This is a genomic window from Nonomuraea sp. ZG12 (genome assembly GCF_052068115.1).
GTDB lineage: Bacteria > Actinomycetota > Actinomycetes > Streptosporangiales > Streptosporangiaceae > Nonomuraea.
In genome coordinates this window covers 51,691-70,353 of record NZ_JBQHCW010000013.1, presented here as the reverse complement: position 1 = coordinate 70,353, position 18,663 = coordinate 51,691, and the positions used below count along the sequence as shown (strand labels likewise).

General features: G+C 72.1%; 16 protein-coding genes. 5 read left to right on the top strand and 11 right to left on the bottom strand.

Features of this window, described 5'->3' with window-relative positions:
- Nucleotides 1-65 precede the first annotated feature (65 nt).
- From ACTMTF_RS29910 to ACTMTF_RS29890, 5 genes are all read left to right on the top strand, one after another.
- Entirely contained in the window at nucleotides 66-2,189 is a 2,124-nt protein-coding gene (locus ACTMTF_RS29910) for a protein kinase domain-containing protein (protein WP_441113664.1), read from the top strand.
- Nucleotides 2,190-2,205: 16 nt separating this feature from the next.
- Entirely contained in the window at nucleotides 2,206-3,999 is a 1,794-nt protein-coding gene (locus ACTMTF_RS29905; protein ID WP_441113663.1) for a serine/threonine-protein kinase, read from the top strand.
- Between the two features lie 35 nt (nucleotides 4,000-4,034).
- The gene (locus ACTMTF_RS29900; RefSeq protein WP_441113662.1) at nucleotides 4,035-5,261 is read left to right on the top strand and encodes a serine/threonine-protein kinase; all 1,227 of its coding nucleotides are present in this window, start codon (nucleotides 4,035-4,037) and stop codon (nucleotides 5,259-5,261) included.
- Nucleotides 5,262-5,483: 222 nt separating this feature from the next.
- Complete coding sequence (locus ACTMTF_RS29895; RefSeq protein ID WP_441113661.1) at nucleotides 5,484-6,263, top strand: electron transfer flavoprotein subunit beta/FixA family protein; 780 nt, start codon at nucleotides 5,484-5,486, stop codon at nucleotides 6,261-6,263.
- 19 nt (nucleotides 6,264-6,282) lie between these two features.
- Nucleotides 6,283-7,236, top strand: coding sequence for an electron transfer flavoprotein subunit alpha/FixB family protein (locus ACTMTF_RS29890; RefSeq protein ID WP_441113660.1), 954 nt, complete (start codon nucleotides 6,283-6,285; stop codon nucleotides 7,234-7,236).
- Between the two features lie 21 nt (nucleotides 7,237-7,257).
- Here the strand turns inward: ACTMTF_RS29890 and ACTMTF_RS29885 are convergent, their stop codons facing one another.
- The 11 genes from ACTMTF_RS29885 to ACTMTF_RS29835 all read right to left on the bottom strand — a co-directional run bounded on the left by ACTMTF_RS29885 (nucleotide 7,258) and on the right by ACTMTF_RS29835 (nucleotide 18,405).
- Nucleotides 7,258-8,379, bottom strand: coding sequence for a methyltransferase domain-containing protein (locus ACTMTF_RS29885; protein WP_441113659.1), 1,122 nt, complete (start codon nucleotides 8,377-8,379; stop codon nucleotides 7,258-7,260).
- A 270-nt stretch (nucleotides 8,380-8,649) separates the two neighbouring features.
- Nucleotides 8,650-10,170: an ATP-binding protein gene (locus tag ACTMTF_RS29880; protein ID WP_441113658.1), complete on the bottom strand. Its 1,521-nt coding sequence runs from the start codon at nucleotides 10,168-10,170 to the stop codon at nucleotides 8,650-8,652.
- Entirely contained in the window at nucleotides 10,167-10,880 is a 714-nt protein-coding gene (locus tag ACTMTF_RS29875; RefSeq protein ID WP_441113657.1) for a response regulator transcription factor, read from the bottom strand. The genes ACTMTF_RS29880 and ACTMTF_RS29875 overlap by 4 nt, the downstream gene beginning before the upstream one ends.
- A 16-nt stretch (nucleotides 10,881-10,896) precedes the next feature.
- Nucleotides 10,897-11,895, bottom strand: coding sequence for a hypothetical protein (locus tag ACTMTF_RS29870; protein WP_441113656.1), 999 nt, complete (start codon nucleotides 11,893-11,895; stop codon nucleotides 10,897-10,899).
- Entirely contained in the window at nucleotides 11,888-12,649 is a 762-nt protein-coding gene (locus tag ACTMTF_RS29865; protein ID WP_441113655.1) for a hypothetical protein, read from the bottom strand. Before ACTMTF_RS29865 ends, ACTMTF_RS29870 begins: the two co-directional genes overlap by 8 nt.
- Nucleotides 12,646-13,551, bottom strand: a complete 906-nt coding sequence (locus ACTMTF_RS29860) for an ABC transporter ATP-binding protein (protein ID WP_441113654.1) — start codon at nucleotides 13,549-13,551, stop codon at nucleotides 12,646-12,648. Before ACTMTF_RS29860 ends, ACTMTF_RS29865 begins: the two co-directional genes overlap by 4 nt.
- Before the next feature lie 114 nt (nucleotides 13,552-13,665).
- Complete coding sequence (locus ACTMTF_RS29855; RefSeq protein WP_441113653.1) at nucleotides 13,666-14,271, bottom strand: response regulator; 606 nt, start codon at nucleotides 14,269-14,271, stop codon at nucleotides 13,666-13,668.
- Nucleotides 14,268-15,389 (bottom strand): sensor histidine kinase, encoded by a 1,122-nt coding sequence (locus ACTMTF_RS29850; protein WP_441113652.1) that lies wholly within the window; start codon nucleotides 15,387-15,389, stop codon nucleotides 14,268-14,270. The genes ACTMTF_RS29855 and ACTMTF_RS29850 overlap by 4 nt, the downstream gene beginning before the upstream one ends.
- 17 nt (nucleotides 15,390-15,406) lie before the next feature.
- Nucleotides 15,407-16,204, bottom strand: coding sequence for an ABC transporter permease (locus ACTMTF_RS29845; protein ID WP_441113651.1), 798 nt, complete (start codon nucleotides 16,202-16,204; stop codon nucleotides 15,407-15,409).
- On the bottom strand, nucleotides 16,201-17,121 hold the full coding sequence (locus ACTMTF_RS29840; protein WP_441113650.1) for an ABC transporter ATP-binding protein: 921 nt from the start codon (nucleotides 17,119-17,121) through the stop codon (nucleotides 16,201-16,203). The genes ACTMTF_RS29845 and ACTMTF_RS29840 overlap by 4 nt, the downstream gene beginning before the upstream one ends.
- Nucleotides 17,122-17,220: 99 nt before the next feature.
- On the bottom strand, nucleotides 17,221-18,405 hold the full coding sequence (locus ACTMTF_RS29835) for an MFS transporter (RefSeq protein ID WP_441113649.1): 1,185 nt from the start codon (nucleotides 18,403-18,405) through the stop codon (nucleotides 17,221-17,223).
- Nucleotides 18,406-18,663 lie beyond the last annotated feature (258 nt).

Genomic DNA, 18,663 nt, shown 5'->3' with positions numbered 1-18,663 from the left:
ACTGGGAATGTGGCCTCGTGGTTCATCTCGTGGGCGGGGATTAAGCCGGTATGGTGCTTCATGCCATGAACGATGACCGACTCGGCCCTTACCGGCTGCTCAGGCGGCTCGGTGAAGGCGGAATGGGCGTTGTCCACCTCGCTGTCGACCCTCAGGGACGGCAGGTGGCGGTCAAGGTCCTGCGCGCCGAAGTCGCCGGTGACGAGGTCGCCAGGCGGCGGCTTTCGCGTGAGGTCGAGACGATGCGCCGGGCGCGCAGCAAGTACATCGCCGAGGTGCTCGACGCCGACGTGACCGGTCATCGCCCCTACATCGTCACGCGTTATGTGGCCGGCCGGCCGCTCGACGAGATCATCAAGAACGACGGGCCGCTCGACCTGCCCGCGCTGGTGCGGATCGGCCACGGGATCGCCGTGGCGCTGGCCGCCGTGCACTCGGTCGGCGTCATCCACCGCGACCTCAAGCCGGGCAACGTGCTGATCCTCGACGGCGAGCCCGTCCTGATCGACTTCGGCATCGCCCAGGCGGTCGACGCGACCCGGCTGACCCAGACGGGCATGTTCATCGGCACGCCCGGTTATCTCGCGCCGGAGATCATCGAGGGGCAGGAGGCCGGGCCCGAGGTCGACATCCACGCCTGGGCCGGCACGCTGCTGTACGCCGGGACCGGCCAGCCGCCCTTCGGCAAGGGCACGCTGGAGATGATCTTCTACAACATCACCGCGGGCAAGGCCGACGTCAGCGCCGCCCCGGCGGCCATCCAGCCGCTGCTCAAGGCCGCCTTCCAGCGCAACCCTGGCAAACGGCCCAAGGCCGCCGAGTTGGCCGAGCAGACCGCGCGGATGCTCACCACGCCGCCGGGCGGGATGCCCGACGAGATCTCCACCGTGCCGCGCCCCGACGCCGAGCCGCCGCCCGTGGAGAGCCTGCTCCCGCCGCGCGACCCCGCCGTCACGCCGCCGTACGGCGCCGATCGCCCCTACGAGCCCCGCATCGCCCCCCAGCCCAGCAGCGGCCCCCAACCCAGCAGCGGCCCCCAGTTTCGCGGTGCGCCCCAGCCCGGTAGCGGGCCGCATGACGCGCCGGGGGACGGCTGGGCGCGCCCGCAGGACGTGTCCTCGGCGCAGCCGCCGTGGGACGCCTCCACGCCGCCGATGACGCCGCGCAAGCTCGTCGAAGGCCAGCACCCGCACGGTCAGCCCCCGGTCCAGCAAGGGCCGCCGGGCCAGGACCACCAGTACGTCTCGCTGCTGCCCGAACAGGGCGACCCGTGGCCCACCCGCAGGGTGAGCCCGGAGGAGCTGCGCCAGATGCAGCGGGAGGCGGCGTCCCAGCCGAGCCTGCCCTGGCAGCAGGCGCCCGCGCAGGCCGCGAGCCACGGCCAGGCCGCCCCGCCCCGCGAGGCGGGCCACGGGCAGGCGGGTCCGTCGCGTGAGGGTGACATGCCGACCAGGCGGGTGCGTCCCGAGGGGCCCGACTACGGCAGGGGCAACCCGGTCCAGCCGCCGCCCTACATCCCGGTGCAGGGCCAGTTCCAGCCCGACCTCAGGACCAAGCGCGAGCCGTTCATCCCCGGCGCGATCCCCGGGCAGGCCCTGCAGCGCTCGGCGGCGTACGGCGTGGCGGGCGCGATGCTGCTGATCATCATGATCGTGCTGGCGTCCCTGGCCCCGGTGGTGGTGGCGATCCTGGCGATCCCGGTCGCGGTGCTGCTGCGCGCCGCCGACCTCGCCCAGCCGGAGCTCCGGGCGACCGGCGCGGCGTCGCTCGACGTCATCAGGGTGTTCGCCTTCCCCAAGGCGCTGGCCAAATCGGCGGGCATCACGCTCGCCCTGTTCCTCTACGCGCTCATCCTTGGACTGCCGGTGACGCTCCTGCTCACGGTGGTGGCGGGGATGAGCCCGTACAACGCTCTGGCGTGGGGGAGCGCGGTGGCGTTGTGGACCGTCTGCGCGGGCCCGGGGGTGGAGGGGCCCGGCAGACAGATGCGCAGGACGCTGTCGTCCCTCGTACCCTCGAGAACAGCGGCGATGGTGATGGCGGGAGTCTTCGCGGCAGGAGCCGCGCTCTCGCTGATCCTCGCAGTCAGCACGTTCGGGGACAACACGAGGAGGGCCATATGGGCTCCGGTGGACGTCGGACCGGTGGTCGGGCTGCTCAACGATCTGAAGGGGGACTCGGGGGGATGACGCGGGGCAGGTGCCGATGAGCACGGGCGACACCCAGACGCCAGAGCGGCTCGGGCCCTACCGGCTGGTCAGGAAGATCGGCGAGGGCGGCATGGGGGTTGTCCACCTGGGGCTCGACGGTGAGGGCCGCGAGGTCGCCGTCAAGGTGCTGCACCCGCACGTCGCGGCCGACCTCAAGGCACGCGACCGGCTGACCCGCGAGGTCGAGACGATGCGCCGGGTGCGCAGCCCGCACGTCGCCGAGGTGGTCGACGCCGAGCTCGTCGGCGGTCAGCCGTACGTCGTGACCCGCTTCGCCCCAGGCCGCACGCTGGAGGCGACGGTGCTGGAGGAGGGCGCGCTGCCGGCGCGCCAGCTCATCAGGCTGACCCAGGGGCTCTGCCAGGCCCTGGTGGCCATCCACGCCGCCGAGGTGATCCACCGCGACTTCAAGCCCTCCAACGTCATGCTCGTCGACGGCGAGCCGCTGGTCATCGACTTCGGCATCGCCCATCTGGTCAACGCCACCCGGCTGACCCAGACGGGGATGTTCGTCGGCACTCCCGGCTATCTCGCGCCCGAGATCATCCGGGACTCCGAGATCACCCAGGCGGCCGACGTGCACTCGCTGGCCTCCACGGTGTTCTTCGCCGCGGTCGGCGCGCCGCCGTTCGGCACCGGCACCTTCGAAGCGGTCTGCTACAACATCATGGAAGGGCGGGCACAGCTCGACAAGGCGCCCGTGTGGCTGCGCGGCTGGCTGCTCCGGGCCCTCCAGGTGGATCCCGCCGCCCGGCCCAACGCCCACGAGCTGCTGAAGATGGCCCGCGCGCTGGACCCCTCGGTGACCACGTTCAACCAGCCGGCCCCGGACGACGGGCCGGGCCGCACCAAGCGGGTGCCGTCCCGTACGCGGACCATGGACGCCTACTCCGACCTGCTGCCGCCCGTCGAGTACGAACGCCCGGCGCGTGAGGTGAAGCCGGCCAGGCAGGAGCGGCCGCCGCCCTACATCCCGGCGCCGATGTCGGCCAGGCCGCCCAGGGCCGACCAGCGCGTGGCCGGCTACCCCGCGCCGCGGCCGACGGCCTACCAGCCGGCGCAGCCGCCGGCGCCTCAGCAGCAGGTCAGGCCCTACACGCCGCCTCCCGCGCCGGCGGCCGAGCGTAAGCGCTATCTGGCGGGCAGCCAGTTCGTCGCGCTGCTGCTGCTGGTCTCGCTGATCGCGCTGACCGTGATGCTGCCCGTCATGGTGGGCGCGGTGGCGATCGCGCTCGCGGTGGTCTTCAGGGTGGGCGAATACCTGTTCGGTGACATGGTGAAGCGGCGTCAGGTGCGCGGCAGCAGTGCCGCAGATCCACTGCTCGTGCTGGTGGGCACGCCATGGGCGCTGGTCAAGGCCTCGCTGGTGAGCCTGGTCCACGTTCCGCTGGCCATCGCCTTCGGGGCGTGCGTCTGGGGGGTGCTGCGCTGGGGCGGCGGGCTGACCGTGAACGACGCCGCCGCCTACGCGGCCGGCGCCTTCGCGGCCGGGCTGTTCGTGCTGCCGGGCGGCGGGGCGCCGCGCAAGGCGGTCACCCGTACGCTCACCGGTGTGCTGCGTACTCCGGGGGCGGCTCTGGCGGCCGCCATGGTCGCCGGCACGGTGGCGCTGTTCGCGGTGATGTTCGCGCTGGGCGCGGAGACCGTGTGGGATCCGTGGCGGGCCCCCGAGACGGTGATCGACGAGCTGACCGCCAGTGCCCGCAACAGCGCGACCGGGTTGATCACCGGCCTGGTCGACGACCTGCTGAAGGACCTGAACCTCGGGTTCCTGTCTCCCTGGTCCTGAGTGTCCCCGCCCCGCGGCGGGGGGAGAGAAGGGGTATGAGCGAGCACCTCGGCCCCTACGAGTTGCTGTCGCGGCTGGGCGCGGGCGGGTTCGGCCAAGTGCACCTCGCCCTGGACCCGGACGGCCGCACGGTCGCCGTCAAAGTGCTGCACCCGCACGTCGCGGCCGACGCCGGCGCGCTGGCGCGGCTGGCCCGCGAGGTGGAGACCATGCGGCGGGTGGGCGGGCCGCACGTGGCGGAGGTGCTCGACGCCTCGCTGGAGGGCGCCAAGCCCTACCTCGTCACCCGTTACGTCCAGGGCAGGCCGCTGAGCTCCGTCCCGGTGCCGGTGGCCGACCTGCGGTCGCTGGCGACCGGCCTGGCCGACGCGCTGCTGGCCGTACACGAGGCGGGGGTCGTGCATCGCGACCTCAAGCCCGCGAACGTGATGATGACCGAGGGCGACCCCGTCGTCATCGACTTCGGCATCGCCAGCGCGCTCGACTCCCTGTCGGTCACCGCCTCCGGCGCGGTGGTCGGCACGCCGGGCTACTTAGCACCGGAGGTGCTGGAGGGCGGTGCGGCGGGGCCGGAGGCGGACGTGTTCTCCTTCGGCGCGACGCTGGCCTACGCCGCGACCGGCCGCCAGCCGTACGGGCAGGGGCCGGCGTCGGCGGTCGCCTACCGCGTCGTCCACCACGAGCCCGATCTGGAGGGCGTGCCCGGCTGGCTGGAGCCGCTGCTGCGCGAGTGCCTGTCCGTCGACCCGGCGGCCCGGCCCACGGCCGCGGGGATCTGCGCCCGGCTGGGCGTGGCGGCGGCCCCGCGCGCCCGCCGCCTGTCCCGGTTCTCCATGGGTACGGCGCGGCGCGAGGAGAGTGACGTTCACCACCTGTCCACGCGCGAATGGCGGCCGGGCCGGGACCGGCGGGTGGAGCCGGCGGAGCTGTCCAGGGCCCGGCACCGGGAGAAGGTGCGCAGGCGCTGGCTGGTCGGGTCGGGGTTGTTCGTGTCGCTGCTGGCGGCCGCGGCCCAGGAGCCGCTGCCGGAGGTGGCGCTGTTCCTGCTGGCCGCGTTCGTGCTGGCCGTGGTGGTGGACGCGGGGGTGGCGCTGGTCACCAAAGGGCCGTTCAGGAAGGGCAGGATCGTCGCCGACTTCACCGGCGTGGCGGGGACGCTGGGGCTCTCGCTGGCGTTGAGCGCCTTCTTCAGCACGGCGGTGCTGGCGCTGTTCGCCGGCACGGCGCTGGTGGTGGGGATCGTCTTCTTGCTCTCCGCCTGATCGGCCCCGCTTCCCGGTAACGGAACATAATTCGGTATGGTGGTGCCGAAAGCGGCTTCGCGTGTTTGCGCGTAAGCTACTCGTGGGTAACATGACCGCGGGGGCCGAGGGCACCCGCTGTCACCGCCCCCATGGGGCACCTGGCAGTCTGGACAGCATGCATCCGGCGCCCACCGCAACGTCGCGGAGGCGCACGCGAATACGGGAGGTCGGCCACCGGCCATGAACATCGTCGTCTGCGTGAAGCAGGTCCCCGACACGGCGACCGAGCGCAAGCTGCGGTCCGAAGACAACACGCTCGACCGTGACGCGGTCGACGGCGTGGTGAACGAGCTCGACGAGTACGCGGTCGAGGAGGCGCTCAAGCTCAAGGAGGCCCACGGCGGTGAGGTGACCGTCCTCACCATGGGTCCGGGCAAGGCCACCGAGACCATCCGCAAGGCCCTGGCCATGGGAGCCGACAAGGCGGTCCACCTCTTCGACGACGGGCTGCACGGCTCCGACGCGCTCGGCACCTCCTACGCGATGGCCCAGGCGCTGAAGAAGATCGGGTTCGACCTGGTCATCCTCGGCTCCGAGTCGACCGACGCGCGCACCGGCGTGCTGCCCGCGATGCTGGCCGAGCGCCTCGGCGCGCCGCAGCTCACGCTGGCCAACAAGGTCGACGTCGACGGCACGTCGATCACCGTCCAGCGGCTGACCGACTACGGCTTCGACAAGGTCGAGGCCACGCTGCCGGCCGTCGTCTCCGTGGTCGAGAAGATCAACGAGCCGCGTTACCCGTCCTTCAAGGGCATCATGGCGGCCAAGAAGAAGCCGGTTCAGACGCTGGCCATCGCCGACGCCGAGATCGACGCCTCCCAGGTGGGCCTGGACGCCTCCTGGTCCCAGGTGGTCGACTTCGCCGCCGCGCCGCCACGCGCCGCCGGCACGATCGCCAAGGACGAGGGTGACGGCGGCGCCAAGGTCGCCGAGTTCCTCGCCGCCAAGAAGTTCATCTGAGAACGGGGGTATTACTGATATGTCGGAGATTCTCGTTCTCGTTGAGCAGGTCGACGGAGAGGTCAAGAAGGTCACGCTGGAGCTGCTGACCCTCGCCCGCTCCCTCGGCACGCCCGCCGCCGTCTGGGCGGGCCCCGGCATCACCGCCGAGGCCAAGGCCAAGCTGGCCGAGTACGGCGCGGACAAGATCTACGTCGCCGGTTCCGAGGACATCGTCGGCTACGTCGTCGCCCCCAAGGCCGAGCTCCTCGCCCAGCTCGTGGCCGCCAAGTCGCCGGCCGCCGTGCTGGTGGCCGCCACGGCCGAGGGCAAGGAGGTCGCCGGACGGCTCGCCGTCAAGACCGACTCCGGGGTCATCACCGACGCCGTCGGCCTCGGCGAGGGCTTCGTCGCCGAGCAGTCCATCTTCGGCGGCGGCGTCAACGTGCACGCCAAGGTCACCAGAGGCACCCCGATCGTCGCCGTACGCCCCAACTCGACGGCCCCCGAGGCCGCTGCCGGGGCCGGTGCCGAGGAGGAGGTCTCGGTGACGCTGTCCGACTCCGCCAAGGCCGCCCGCGTCGTCGAGCGCGTCAAGCAGGAGAAGGGCGCCCGCCCCGAGCTGACCGAGGCCGCCATCGTGGTCTCCGGCGGCCGCGGCGTCGGCTCGGCCGAGAACTTCTCGGTCATCGAGGGTCTGGCCGACGCGCTGGGCGCGGCCGTCGGCGCCTCCCGCGCCGCCACGGACGCGGGCTGGTACCCCCACCAGTTCCAGGTGGGCCAGACGGGCAAGACGGTCTCCCCGCAGCTCTACATCGCCGCGGGCATCTCGGGCGCCATCCAGCACCGGGCCGGCATGCAGACCGCGAAGACCATCGTCGCGATCAACAAGGACCCCGAGGCGCCGATCTTCGAGCTGGCCGACTACGGCGTCGTGGGCGACCTGCACCAGGTCGTCCCGCAGCTCACCGACGAGGTGAACAAGCGCAAGTAGTTCCTTCGTGTACGGCTCCGCCTACGCGCGGAGCCGTACACGTCGGTCGGGCGAGTCGAGCCAGACGTACTGCCCCTCCGGGGTAACGCTCATGCCGAACCTGTCCCGGCCGGGACTTCCCCACGCGAGCCACTGCCGGTAGGCGACTTCGAGCTCGTCCCACAGGTCGTGCGGCCCTCGCTGGAAGACCGAGAATCGGTCATAGCCGGGCGCCTGATGGATCTGCGCCTCGGAGTCGTCCGACCACAGCCACAGCCGGAAGCCGCCGTCCTCCTCATCGGCATGCGCGTCGTACAGATCTGGCAGCAGCCCCGCGATGGCCACGTCGGCTCCTGCCGGGGAGCGCACCACCTGCCGGGGATCGAGGCGGGTGATCGAATCCCGATAAGGGCCGTCAAGCCGGACGTCGTGCGGTCGCTGTGAGCGCATGGGCATGAAGACGGCTCCGCGATGAAACCTGCCGACGGCGCGACCGTCCGCGGTCACCGTGAGCTTGGTCAGATGCCCGGCTTCCCAGCGAGGCGTCCATGGGAGCACGATCGTCCCGCCAGGACGCGTCTGCCGCACCCACGCGTAGGGCATCCGGCTCACCCCGCAGGTGACGTGTACGCCATCGTAGGGTGCCTCCTCCGGCCGGCCATGGGCGCCGTCCCCGAGAATGAGCCGCGGATGATGACCGGCTCGCCGCAGGTTGCCGGCCGCTAGGGCGAACAGGGCCGGGTCGATTTCGATACTGGTCACATTCGCGTCGCCGAGACGATGTGCCAGTAATGCCGCCGTCCAGCCAGTTCCCGTGCCGATTTCCAGAATCTTGTCATTGTCGCCGGGGGCGAGAAGTCCGAGCTCGGCGGCGACGATGCCGGGTGCGGACGACGAGGATGTGTAATCGCCTTTGCCGCTTCCTACGTCGACCGCCCCGTCATTGATCTGGGTGACGATCGCCGCGTCGGAATAAACGGCTTCGATCCATCTCTGCGGGCCCGTCCTCCTGTCGATCAGGTAGCCGGAGCCGCTGTCCGGATGGCACCAGGCCCTGTCCGGCACGAACCAGTGGCGGGGAACGGCATGCATCGCCTCCCGCCACCGGTCGTCAAGGCCCGCTAATGATTCGGTGAGGGCGGCGATACGCTCACCGATATTCACTTTCCGCCTTTGTCTCCGTGCTTGCCGGGGTCCTTGGGGCTGGATCCGTTCTGGGTCGCCGGAGCTGGCTTCGGCTTGTCCAGCGGCCTGTCCGAAGGCCTCTCTTCCCTTTCGTGTTTACCCATTTGCGCAATCCTTCCCGGGCACCTGTTCTTGCACTGATCGTATCGGGGGTGGGGTTCGAGTGATGAGAATTTCAAAGTAAAGAATCGAGGGTCGATATAGTTCCTGATTACACTATTCATCGGGTGCGGCGGAGCCCGTACCACCTCACGACGTGACGGCCGGAAGCAGGATCTGGAAGGCCGCGCCCCGGCCCGGCGTCGAGCGGATCTCCACGCGGCCGCCGTGGGCGGCGACGATGGAGCGGACGATGGCCAGCCCGAGGCCCGCGCCGCCCGTCGTCCTGGCGCGGGAGGTGTCGGCCCGGTAGAAGCGGTCGAAGGCCCTGGCGGCCTCCTCCGCGCTCAGCCCGGGGCCGGAGTCCTCGATGACCAGCACCGCCTCGGCGCCCACGGTGCCGACGCCGATGCGGACCGGGGTGCCCGCCGGGGTGTGGGTGACGGCGTTTCCGACCAGGTTGCTGACCACCTGGCGCAGCCTGGCCTCGTCGCCCAGCACCGGGGCGCTCGCCGCCGGGCCGCCGTCCGGGCCGGTGAAGGTGATGGGCCTGGAGGGGTCCAGGGCGGCGAAGTCGTGCCTGGCGTCCGCGGCCAGCGTGCGCAGGTCCATGGGGGTCGGCTCCAGGGCGGCGGCCACGCCTTCGGGCTCGTCGAGGGCGGCCAGCAGCAGCAGGTCGTCCACCAGGCGGGCCAGGCGGCCGGACTCGCTCTCGATGCGGGCCAGCGCCGCCTCGGCGTCCGTGCCGCCCATCCGGTAAAGCTCGGAGAAACCCTTGATGCCGAACAACGGAGTGCGCAGCTCGTGGCTGACGTCCGCGACGAACCTGCGCATCCGGGCCTCGGACTCCTCCCTGGCCGCGAAGCCCTGCTCGATCTGCGTGAGCATGCCGTTCAGCGAGCGGGTCAGCCGGCCGACCTCGGTGCCGGGCGCGGCGGGCTCGGGCACGCGCCGGGTCAGGTCCCCGGCGGCGATCGCCGCCGCCGTCTCCTCCACCCGCCGCAGCGGCGCCAGCCCCGCGCGGATCGCCACCCCGCCCACCACCCCGAGTACGGCCAGCAGCAGCGAGCCGGCCACCAGGCTGGCCGCGCGGAGCCGGTCGACGGTGGAGTCCATCGCTTCCAGCGAGACCGCGACCGCCACCGTGGCGTAGTCGGGCGTTTCGGCGGGCGCCTCTGCGGGCGTTTCGGCGGGCGACGCCTCCTGTCCCAGGTTCAGCAAGGGCGACACCCCTTCGCCCGCGCGGGAGGGCACCGCCAGCACCCGCCATCGCTCGCCCGTCGCGTCGTCGATGGTGAACGGGTGGCTCCCCCTTGCCTTGACGGCTGCGGTGTCCAGCCTGGGCAGCACGACCTCGCCGCCCACGCCCATCTCCTGGACCAGCGTGCCGTCGGCGGCCAGGAAGGCGATGTACGCCTTGTCCGCCAGGGCGAACTCGTCCACGCTCAGCCGCGCCGGGATGGTGGCGGCCCGCTGCCGCCACTGCGCCAGAACCTCGGGAGAGAGCGTGGCCAGGGCCGAGGACAGGGGGCTGAACTGGGCGTCCATCCTGGCCAGGAGCTGGGTTTCGAGCTGCCGGACCACCACCGAGCTGATCACGGCCAGCCCGGCCACCAGCAGCGCCACCGTGATGGCGAGCAGCCGGGCGCGCAGCGACAGCCGTGCGATCATCGTTTGGGCTTCCGCAGGACGTAGCCGACGCCGTGCACGGTGTGGATGAGCTTGACGTCACCCGTGTCGAGTTTGCGCCGCAGGTAGCTGATGTAGGTGTCGACGATGCTGGAGTCGCCGGCGAAGTCGTAGCGCCACACCTGCTGCAAGATCTCCGCCTTCGGCAGCACCCGCCCCGCGTTCTCCGCCAGGTAGTGCAGCAGCCTGAACTCCGTCGGCGACAGCCGCACCGGGCTTCCCGCCCTGGTCACCTGGTGGCCGTCGGGATCGACCTCCAGGTCGTCGACCGTCAGCGTGTGGTTGCCCGGCGACGCGCCGGTGCGCCGGAGGATGGCCCTGATCCGGGCCAGGAGCTCCTCCAGGTCGAACGGCTTGGTCACGTAGTCGTCGCCGCCCAGCCGCAGGCCGTTGATCTTGTCGGCGGTGCCGTCGCGGGCGGTCAGGAACAGCACCGGCACCGGCCCCGGCCTGCCGCCGCCCCGGGGCAGGGACCTGAGCCTGCGGATCACCTCGAACCCGTCGAGGTCCGGCAGCATGACGTCGAGCAGCACCAGATCGGGCGGCTCGCGGCGGGCCGCCTCCAGGGCCTGTCTGCCGTTGTCGGCCGAGGTCACGGTGAAGCCCGCGAAGCGCAGCGTCGCCGACAGCAACTCCTTGACGGTGGGCTCGTCGTCGACCACGAGCAGCCGTTCGCCTGTTTCCGCACGCACCCGATGGCCCTTCCCTTCAGCCCGTCTTCACCTTACGAGGCCGTACGAGTGCGGCGCCGAATCCGGCCAGCGCCCCCAGCGCCGCAGCGGCCGGCACGGACAGCGGCGCGAGCCGCCCGGCGGCGCCGAAGGACACCGGGCCGAGCGAGATCGACACCTCGGCGACCCACGTCAGCACCGCCGGCAGCGCGCCGCCGACCACGGCCATCCCACCGCCCAGCCACGCCACGCGGCCGACCCCGGCCGTTCCACCTGCCGTCCCACCGGCGGTCCCACCGGCCGGCCGCGCCGGGTGGTCCGCCTGCCGGGCGGCCTGCGCCGCGATGACCGTCACCACGGCGGCCAGGGCGAGGGCCGTCACGCCGAGGCCGGGCAGGAGGTCGCCGCCGAACTGCCGGGGGACGGACATCGTCCAGGTCACGCCGCTGCCCGACGACAGCACGGCCGCCAGCAGGTTCGGCCCGGCGAGCATGATCCCGCCGCCGACCGGCCCGTTGACGGCCGCGACGACCTGCCCGCCGGCGACGGTGACCGCCGCCAGCGTGAGGAGTACGGCACACGCCGCCGGCAGCGCGGGCCGTACCCACCGGGCCACGGCGCCGGGCAGCGGCGCCCGCCGCGAGCCCAGCCACGTCAGCCCCAGCACCACGACCACCCACGCGGCCCCCGCCCCAAGGGCAGGCGGCGAGAAGATGGCCAGCGCCACCAGAAACCCGCCCACCGCCCCACCGGCCCGCAACCCGAACTCCCGCACGCCCGCCGAAGGGGCGATGCCGTGGGGGAGCATCAGGGACAGCACCGCCGCGCCCGTCAGGGTGACGCCCAGGGGCATGCCGTCGACGAGCAGGGGGAGGCCCAGGCCGGTCAGGGAGGTGGTGGCGCCCACGGCCAGGGTGAGCGCCTCCGGGAGGGTCTCCAGGCCGAGGCCGGTCTGGGCCAGGCCGGCGGCGGCGACCGCCGTCATGGCGAGCACCGCCGCCACCCCGGTCAACGCCCCCCACAGGGAGTCAGACATCGCGGGTGCGGAACCGTACGAGCGTGGCGGTCAGCATGGTGGCCACGAAGGCGAGCAGCAGGCCGAGCCCGGCCCAGATCCCGAGCCTGGAGGCCTCGACCATGGCCATGGCCTGGAAGCCGGCGGCGTTCGGCCAGTAGACGACGACGAAGCTGTGCACCGCGGGGGCTATCTCACTCAGGGCCGGGATCAGCAGGAATGCGGTGCTCACGTTCGCCGCGGCGGCAGTGCCCCGCAGCAGAAACCCGAGCGCCAGCCCGAACAGCGCCAGCAGCGCCAGCACCACCGGCGTCAGGAGCAGGAACCTGATCACCATGGGGTCGCCGAACCAGGCCCGTGGCGCCCCGGCCATCGCCAGCGTCGTCTGGCTCGTCAGGAACACCGCCAGCGCGGACACCAGCCCCACGGGCAGCACGACCAGCACGACCAGCACGCTCTTGACGACGGGCAGCCGCTCCCGGCGGCCCGCGGCGGCGGCGCTCGCCCGCATCGTGCCGAAGTTGTACTCGGAGGTGGCCACCAGCACGCCCAGCCCCGCGACCAACAGCTGCACCAGGAGGATCCCCCGGGTCCCGGCGTGCAGCGGCACGAACTCGAGCTGCTCCTGCACCGTGCCCTCGAGATAACGCGTGGCGCCCACGTTGCCGAACATCCAGCCGAACACGCCCGACATCACCACGATGGCGGCGGCCAGGATCGGCGTGGAGCGCACGCTCCTGAACTTGGTCCACTCGGCCAGCAGCATGCCCCTCATCGCGCGGCCCCCTGTCCGGCGCTGTACTCGACGCTGTCGCGGGTGAGCTCCATGAACGCCGTCTCCAGCGAGGTACGGCGTGGTGTCAGCTCGTACAGGGTCACGCCCTCGGCGGCGGCCAGCCGGCCGACGTCGGGCGCGGTGATGCCGGTGACGACGAATCCGCCCTCCTGGGACAGCACCTGGGCACCCACGAGCTCCAGCCGCCGGGCGAAGGCGGGATCGTCGGTCCGGACGAACACCTCCTCGCCGGTCGCGGTGAACTCGGCGGTGTCCGCCTCGGCGATGAGCCGGCCCTTCCCGACGATCACGAGGCGGTCGGCGGTGAGCGCCATCTCGCTCATCAGGTGGCTGGACACCAGCACCGTGCGCCCCTCGGCGGCCAGGGAGCGGATGAGGGTGCGGATCCACACCACGCCCTCGGGGTCGAGTCCGTTGACCGGCTCGTCGAGCAGCAGCACGGGCGGGTCGCCGAGCAGGGCGGCGGCGATGCCCAGCCGCTGACACATGCCGAGGGAGAAGTCCCCGGCCTTGCGGCGAGCCGCGTCCGAGAGCCCGACGATGTCGAGCACCTCGGCGACCCGCCCGGCCTTGATGCCGTTGCTCTGCGCCAGGTAGAGCAGGTGGTCGCGGGCGCTGCGGCGCGGATGCACGGCCTGGGCGTCCAGCAGCGAGCCCACCTCGCGCAGCGGCGTCGGCAGGTCGCGGTAGAGCCGCCCGTCGATGGTCACCGAGCCCGAGGTGGGCAGGTCGAGCCCGAGGATCATGCGCATCGTGGTGGTCTTGCCCGCGCCGTTCGGGCCCAGGAAGCCGGTGACCACGCCGGGCCGTACGGTCAGGTCAAGGTGGTCCACGGCGATCACTTCGCCGTAGCGTTTGGTCAGTTGGTTCAGCTGGATCATGCGGCCCAGCCTGGCCTGCCAGGTTGGAGGCGATCTGAGGGAGTCTGTGAGGGTTCTGTGAGGGGTGGAGCGTCAGGGGAGGCGGGGCGCCCGACTCACCGGGAACTCACAGGTTCACAGCCAGCCCATGTCGCGGGCGCGGCGGACGGCGGTGTGCCGGTTCTCGACGGCCAGCTTGGTCACCGCCGAGGACAGGTAGTTGCGCACGGTGCCCTCCGACAGGCTCAGCTCGCGGGCGATCCGCGACACGGGAGCCCCGCTGGAGGCGGCGCGGAGGGTGTCGAGCTCACGTGGGGTCAGGGGGCACTCCCGCATCGACAGCGCGTCCGCCGCCAGCTCCGGGTCGATGTAGCGGCCGCCCTCGTGCACCTGCCTGATCACCTTCGCCAGCGCGGCCGCCGGGTTGTCCTTGCCGACGAAGCCGCGCACGCCCGCCGCCATCGCCCGGCGCAGGTAGCCGGGCCGCCCGTGCCCGGTCACGATCACCACCTGGCAGCCGGGCGCCTCCTGGTGGATCCGCTCGGCGGCGGTGAGCCCGTCGAGTCCCGGCATGTCGATGTCGAGCATCGCCACGTCCGGCCGCAGCTCCACGGCGAGCCGCACGGCCTCGTCGCCGCGTCCGGTCTCGGCCACGACCTCGATGTCAGGCTCGGCGCCCAGCAGCGCCACGAACGCGCCCCGTACCAGGTGGTGGTCCTCGGCGAGCAGTAGCTTGATCACGCCGCCTCCAGAGGGACGGTCGCGCTGATCCGGAACCGGCCGCCACCCGACTCGGCGACCAGCGTGCCGCCGGCCGCCTTGACCCGTTCGGCCAGGCCGGTCAGCCCGTTGCCGTGGGCGAACCGGGCGCTGTTCGGCCCGCCGTCGTTCGCCATCTCCAACACCACGTTCCCCTCCTCGGTGTGCACGGTGACCTCGCACCAGGTGGCGGTGCTGTGCCGCAGCACGTTCGTGACCGCCTCCCGCGCCACCCAGCCGAGCGGTTCGTGCACGTGGCCCGGCAGACCGTCGGGGAGCTCGGGCTGGTCGCAGGCGATGCCGGCGGCCCGGAGTACGGCCGCGACCCCGTCCAGCTCGGTGGCCAGCGACGTGGCCCGGTAGCCGCGGACGACCTCCCGCACGTCGTGCACGGCGGTGCGGGCGATCCGCTGGATCTCGGCCAGCTCCGCGCCCGCGCCGCCGGGGTCCGTGGTGATCAGCCGCTCACCCAGCTCGGCGCGGAGCGCGATGGCGTGCAGCGTGTGGCCGAGCGTGTCGTGCAGGTCGCGGGCGAAGCGGACCCGCTCCTCGTCCACCGCCCCGCGCGCCAGCTCGGCGCGCGCCTCGCGCAGGTCGTCGATCACGTGGCAGAGCCAGGCCACGCCGTACGTCATCGGCGCGATGAAGGGCAGCACCCCGAGCCCGTAGAGCAGCGCCAGCGGCAGCGGCAGGCCGACGAAGAGCAGCAGCGGCGGCGCGGCGGCGATCGAGGCGAGCGTGACGGCCCAGGTGACGGCGGGTCTGGTGAACACGACCGTGGCCACGGAGATGAACGCCATCGGCAGCGCGATCCACTCCGGGCCCGCCATGAGCGGCATGCCGTAGGCGAAGACCCCGACCACGCTCACGTCGAGATAGTGCCGCCAGGTCAGCCGGCGCAGGAACGCCGCCCACAGCACCCGCGAGTAGCAGGCGGTGAGCAGCACGCCGAACACGCCTGCCATCGGCAGAGCCGAGCCCACTCCCGCCTCCATCGCAAGGGAGACGGTGGGCAGGGCGAGCGCCGTGACCATGGAACCGGCGAACAGGGCCACCGCCGCGGCGGCGATGACCCTGGTACTCACGACTGGTGCAGTCATTGGTCGCATTATGACGGTCATGCCCGGCGGGGATCCCACCGGAAGTACTGACGGGTCAGCCACAATCCCAGCCCTATCCAGAGCAGGCCGATCCCCACTCCCGCCGCCGAGACCTGGAAGGACTCCAGGAAGTCGATCGCCGGAGCGCCTTCCTGGGCGAAGTCGCGGCCCAGGAAGGCGGTCCGCAAGATCGACACGACCGGGGTCAGCGGCAGCCGCTCCGAGATCTGCTGCCCCCACTCGGGCAGCATCGACAGCGGGAACATGACCCCCGCGGCCACCAGGCTGATGAACAGCACCGGCAGCGCCACGAGCTGGGCGACCTCGTAATTGGGGATGAACCCTGCCGTTCCGATCGCCAGCGCCGCGAACACCGCCGCGCCCAGGAGGAAGGCCAGCAGCATCAGCGGGATGTTCCGCGGCATCGGCGCGTCCACCACGGCGACGGCGTACACCAGGATGACCACGGCCTGCACCGCGCCCACCAGCGTCGCGTGCAGGATGTCACCCGCGAAGATCGCGCTCGTGGGCAGGGCGCTGCCGCGCAGCCGCTTGTAGACGCGTTCCTCGCGTCGCACCACGATGCTCGTCGCGATCGTCATGTACGAGAACGGGAAGACCACCGCGATCGCCCCCACAGCCGCGAACGCCGTGGCGGGCACGCCGTTCACCAGGTCCTGCGACCGCGCGTTGGCCGTGTTGACGAACGCCAGGAACAGCGGCAGCAGCAGCACGCTGAACGCCATGCCGCGCTGCCTCAGCAGGACCGTCTGGTTGAGCCTCGTCTGCGCCCACACCATCGACAACCAGCTCATGCCGCGACCCTCTCCGTCTCCGCGACCTCCAGGAAGAGCTCTTCGAGCGACGGCCTGCGCACCTCTAGGCCGCCGAGCTCGAAGCCCTTGTCGTACGCCCACGCCAGCAGCGTGCGCAGGTCCTCCTGCGGCTCGTGGGTCTCGACGGTGAACGCCTCGCCGTCCTGCTTCACCGAGCGCGGGGCCAGGCCGGGACCGTACGGCAGCTCACTGGGCCGCACGGCGGGCAGCCGGAAGGTGATGCGGGTGCCACGCGCGGCGAGCACGTTCGCGAGGGTGCCCTCGGTGACGATCCGGCCCTCGTGCATGATCGCCAGGCGCTGCGCGAGCTGCTCCGCCTCGTCCAGGTAGTGGGTGGTGAGCAGCACGGTCGTGCCCTGGGCGACCATCGTGCGCACCAGCTCCCACACGTTACGCCGCGCCTCCGGGTCCAGGCCCGTGGTCGGCTCGTCCAGGAAGAGCACGTCAGGCTGCCCCAGCACCGCCAGGGCCAGGTCCAGCCGCCGCTTCTCCCCGCCGGAGAGCTGGGAGACGCGTACCGGCAGCCGGTGCGCCAGCCCCACCCGATCCAGCACCTCGCCCCGGTCCAGGGCGTGCGGCGTCCACCGCCGCCAGGCGTCCACGGTCTCGGCGACCGTGAGGTCCTTGTAGAAGCCGGCCTCCTGGAGCACGATGCCCATCCGGTGCCGCACCTCGGCCCGCTCGGTGAGCGGGTCGTGCCCGAGCACCCGCACCTGGCCGCTCGTCGGCGCGTGGTAACCCTCCAGGACGTCCAGGGTCGTCGTCTTGCCCGCGCCGTTGGTGCCCAGCAGCGCGTACAACTCGCCACGGCCGACCTCGAAGCCGATCCCCTTGACGGCTTCGAAGTCGCCGTACTTCTGGTGCAGATCCCGCACCTCGATCGCTGTCGTGTTCACCTGCCCCACACTGCCGGTGGGCCGCCACCCTCCGGCAGTGTGCGATCTCAGCTATGAGCAGGGAGGTTCGCAGCGTCGCGCCATGACATTCGTCACCGTTCAGCCGACCGTCGCGGGCTCGCGCAGCGGAACCGGCGGCGACGCCACCGGCTCCTCACGCGGCAGGAAGCGCGCGGCCGCCGCGATCAGCAGGCCCAGCACGACCGCCAGCCCGAGCGCGGTACGCAGCGACGTGGCGTCCGAAAGGAAGCCGATCACCACCGGACCCAGCAGCAGCCCCGCATAGCCCATCGCGCCCGCCTGCGCGATCGCCGGGCCGGGGGTGTCGGTGGCGGTGCCCGCCAGCGAGAGCGTCAACGGCGAGATCGTCGCCACGCCCAGCCCGACGAAGAACACCGCGCCCAGGGCCACCATCGGCCCGGGAGCGGCCAGCACGACCGCGAAGAACCCGGCCGTGGCCAGGCCGGAGACGGTCAGCATGCCCCGCACGCCGAACCGGGAGCGCAGCCGGTCACCGCTGAGCCGGGCGATCAGCATGCCCGCCTCGAAGATCGGGTAGCCGAGCGCGGCCAGCGCCTCCGGCGCGCCGAGCGTGTCCCGCATGAACAGGCCGTTCCAGTCCGCGACCGTGCCCTCGACCATGAACGCGAAGAACATCAGCGCGCCCAGCAGGTAGACGACCGGCGGCAGCCGGCGGCGAGCCGCACCGGCCGACCCCGCCACCGGGGCGTCCGGCAGGTAGGTGCGGCCGAGCATGACCATGACCGGCAGCGACACCAGGCCGATCAGCGCCACGTTGGCGGTGAACGACAGGCCCAGGGCGATGGACAGGCTGCCCGTCGCCCCCGCCGCGATCGCGCCGACGCACCAGCCCGCGTGCATGCCGTTCATCAACGGCCGGCCGTGGGCGCGCTCGACGGTCGAGCCCTGGGCGTTCATCGCGATGTCGATCATCCCGAAGGCCATGCCGAAGAGCGCCGCCGCGGCCAGCAGCAGGGGGAGGTTCGGCGCGAACGCCACGGCCACCAGGCCGATCGCGGTCGCCGGGCCGCCGACGCGCAGCACCGTCCTGCTCCCCGCCCTGGCCATGACACGCCGCATGGCCTGCATGGTCACCAGCGCACCCAGGCCCCAGACCAGCAGCACCGTGCCGACCATGGCCTCCGACAGGCCGAGCTTGTCGGTCAGAGCCGGGATGCGGACGGTCATCGTGCCGACCATCAGGCCGCCGAGGAGGAAGGTGAGAACGGCCCCGTTGCGGGCTGTCCTCAGGTCGCGCGTCATAAGGCACACCTCATTCGTGATCAGGATTCGTCAGGAGTCGTGAAGCGCCGCGCCGGGCGCAGCGGGACGGCCCGGCGGGTGGCCGGGGCGTCAGGGGGTTCAGGGTGCTCGGTCCAGAGGGCGGGCCGGCGTCGGCGGGCCCCTACCGGGTCCGTACGTCTCGGGAGGGTCGTGTTTCTTCCGGCGCGAGCCGTACGAACACGGAGTCGTGCGATCGTGTTCCCGTTCGGCACGGGTCGGCGTCGGCACGGGCGGCGC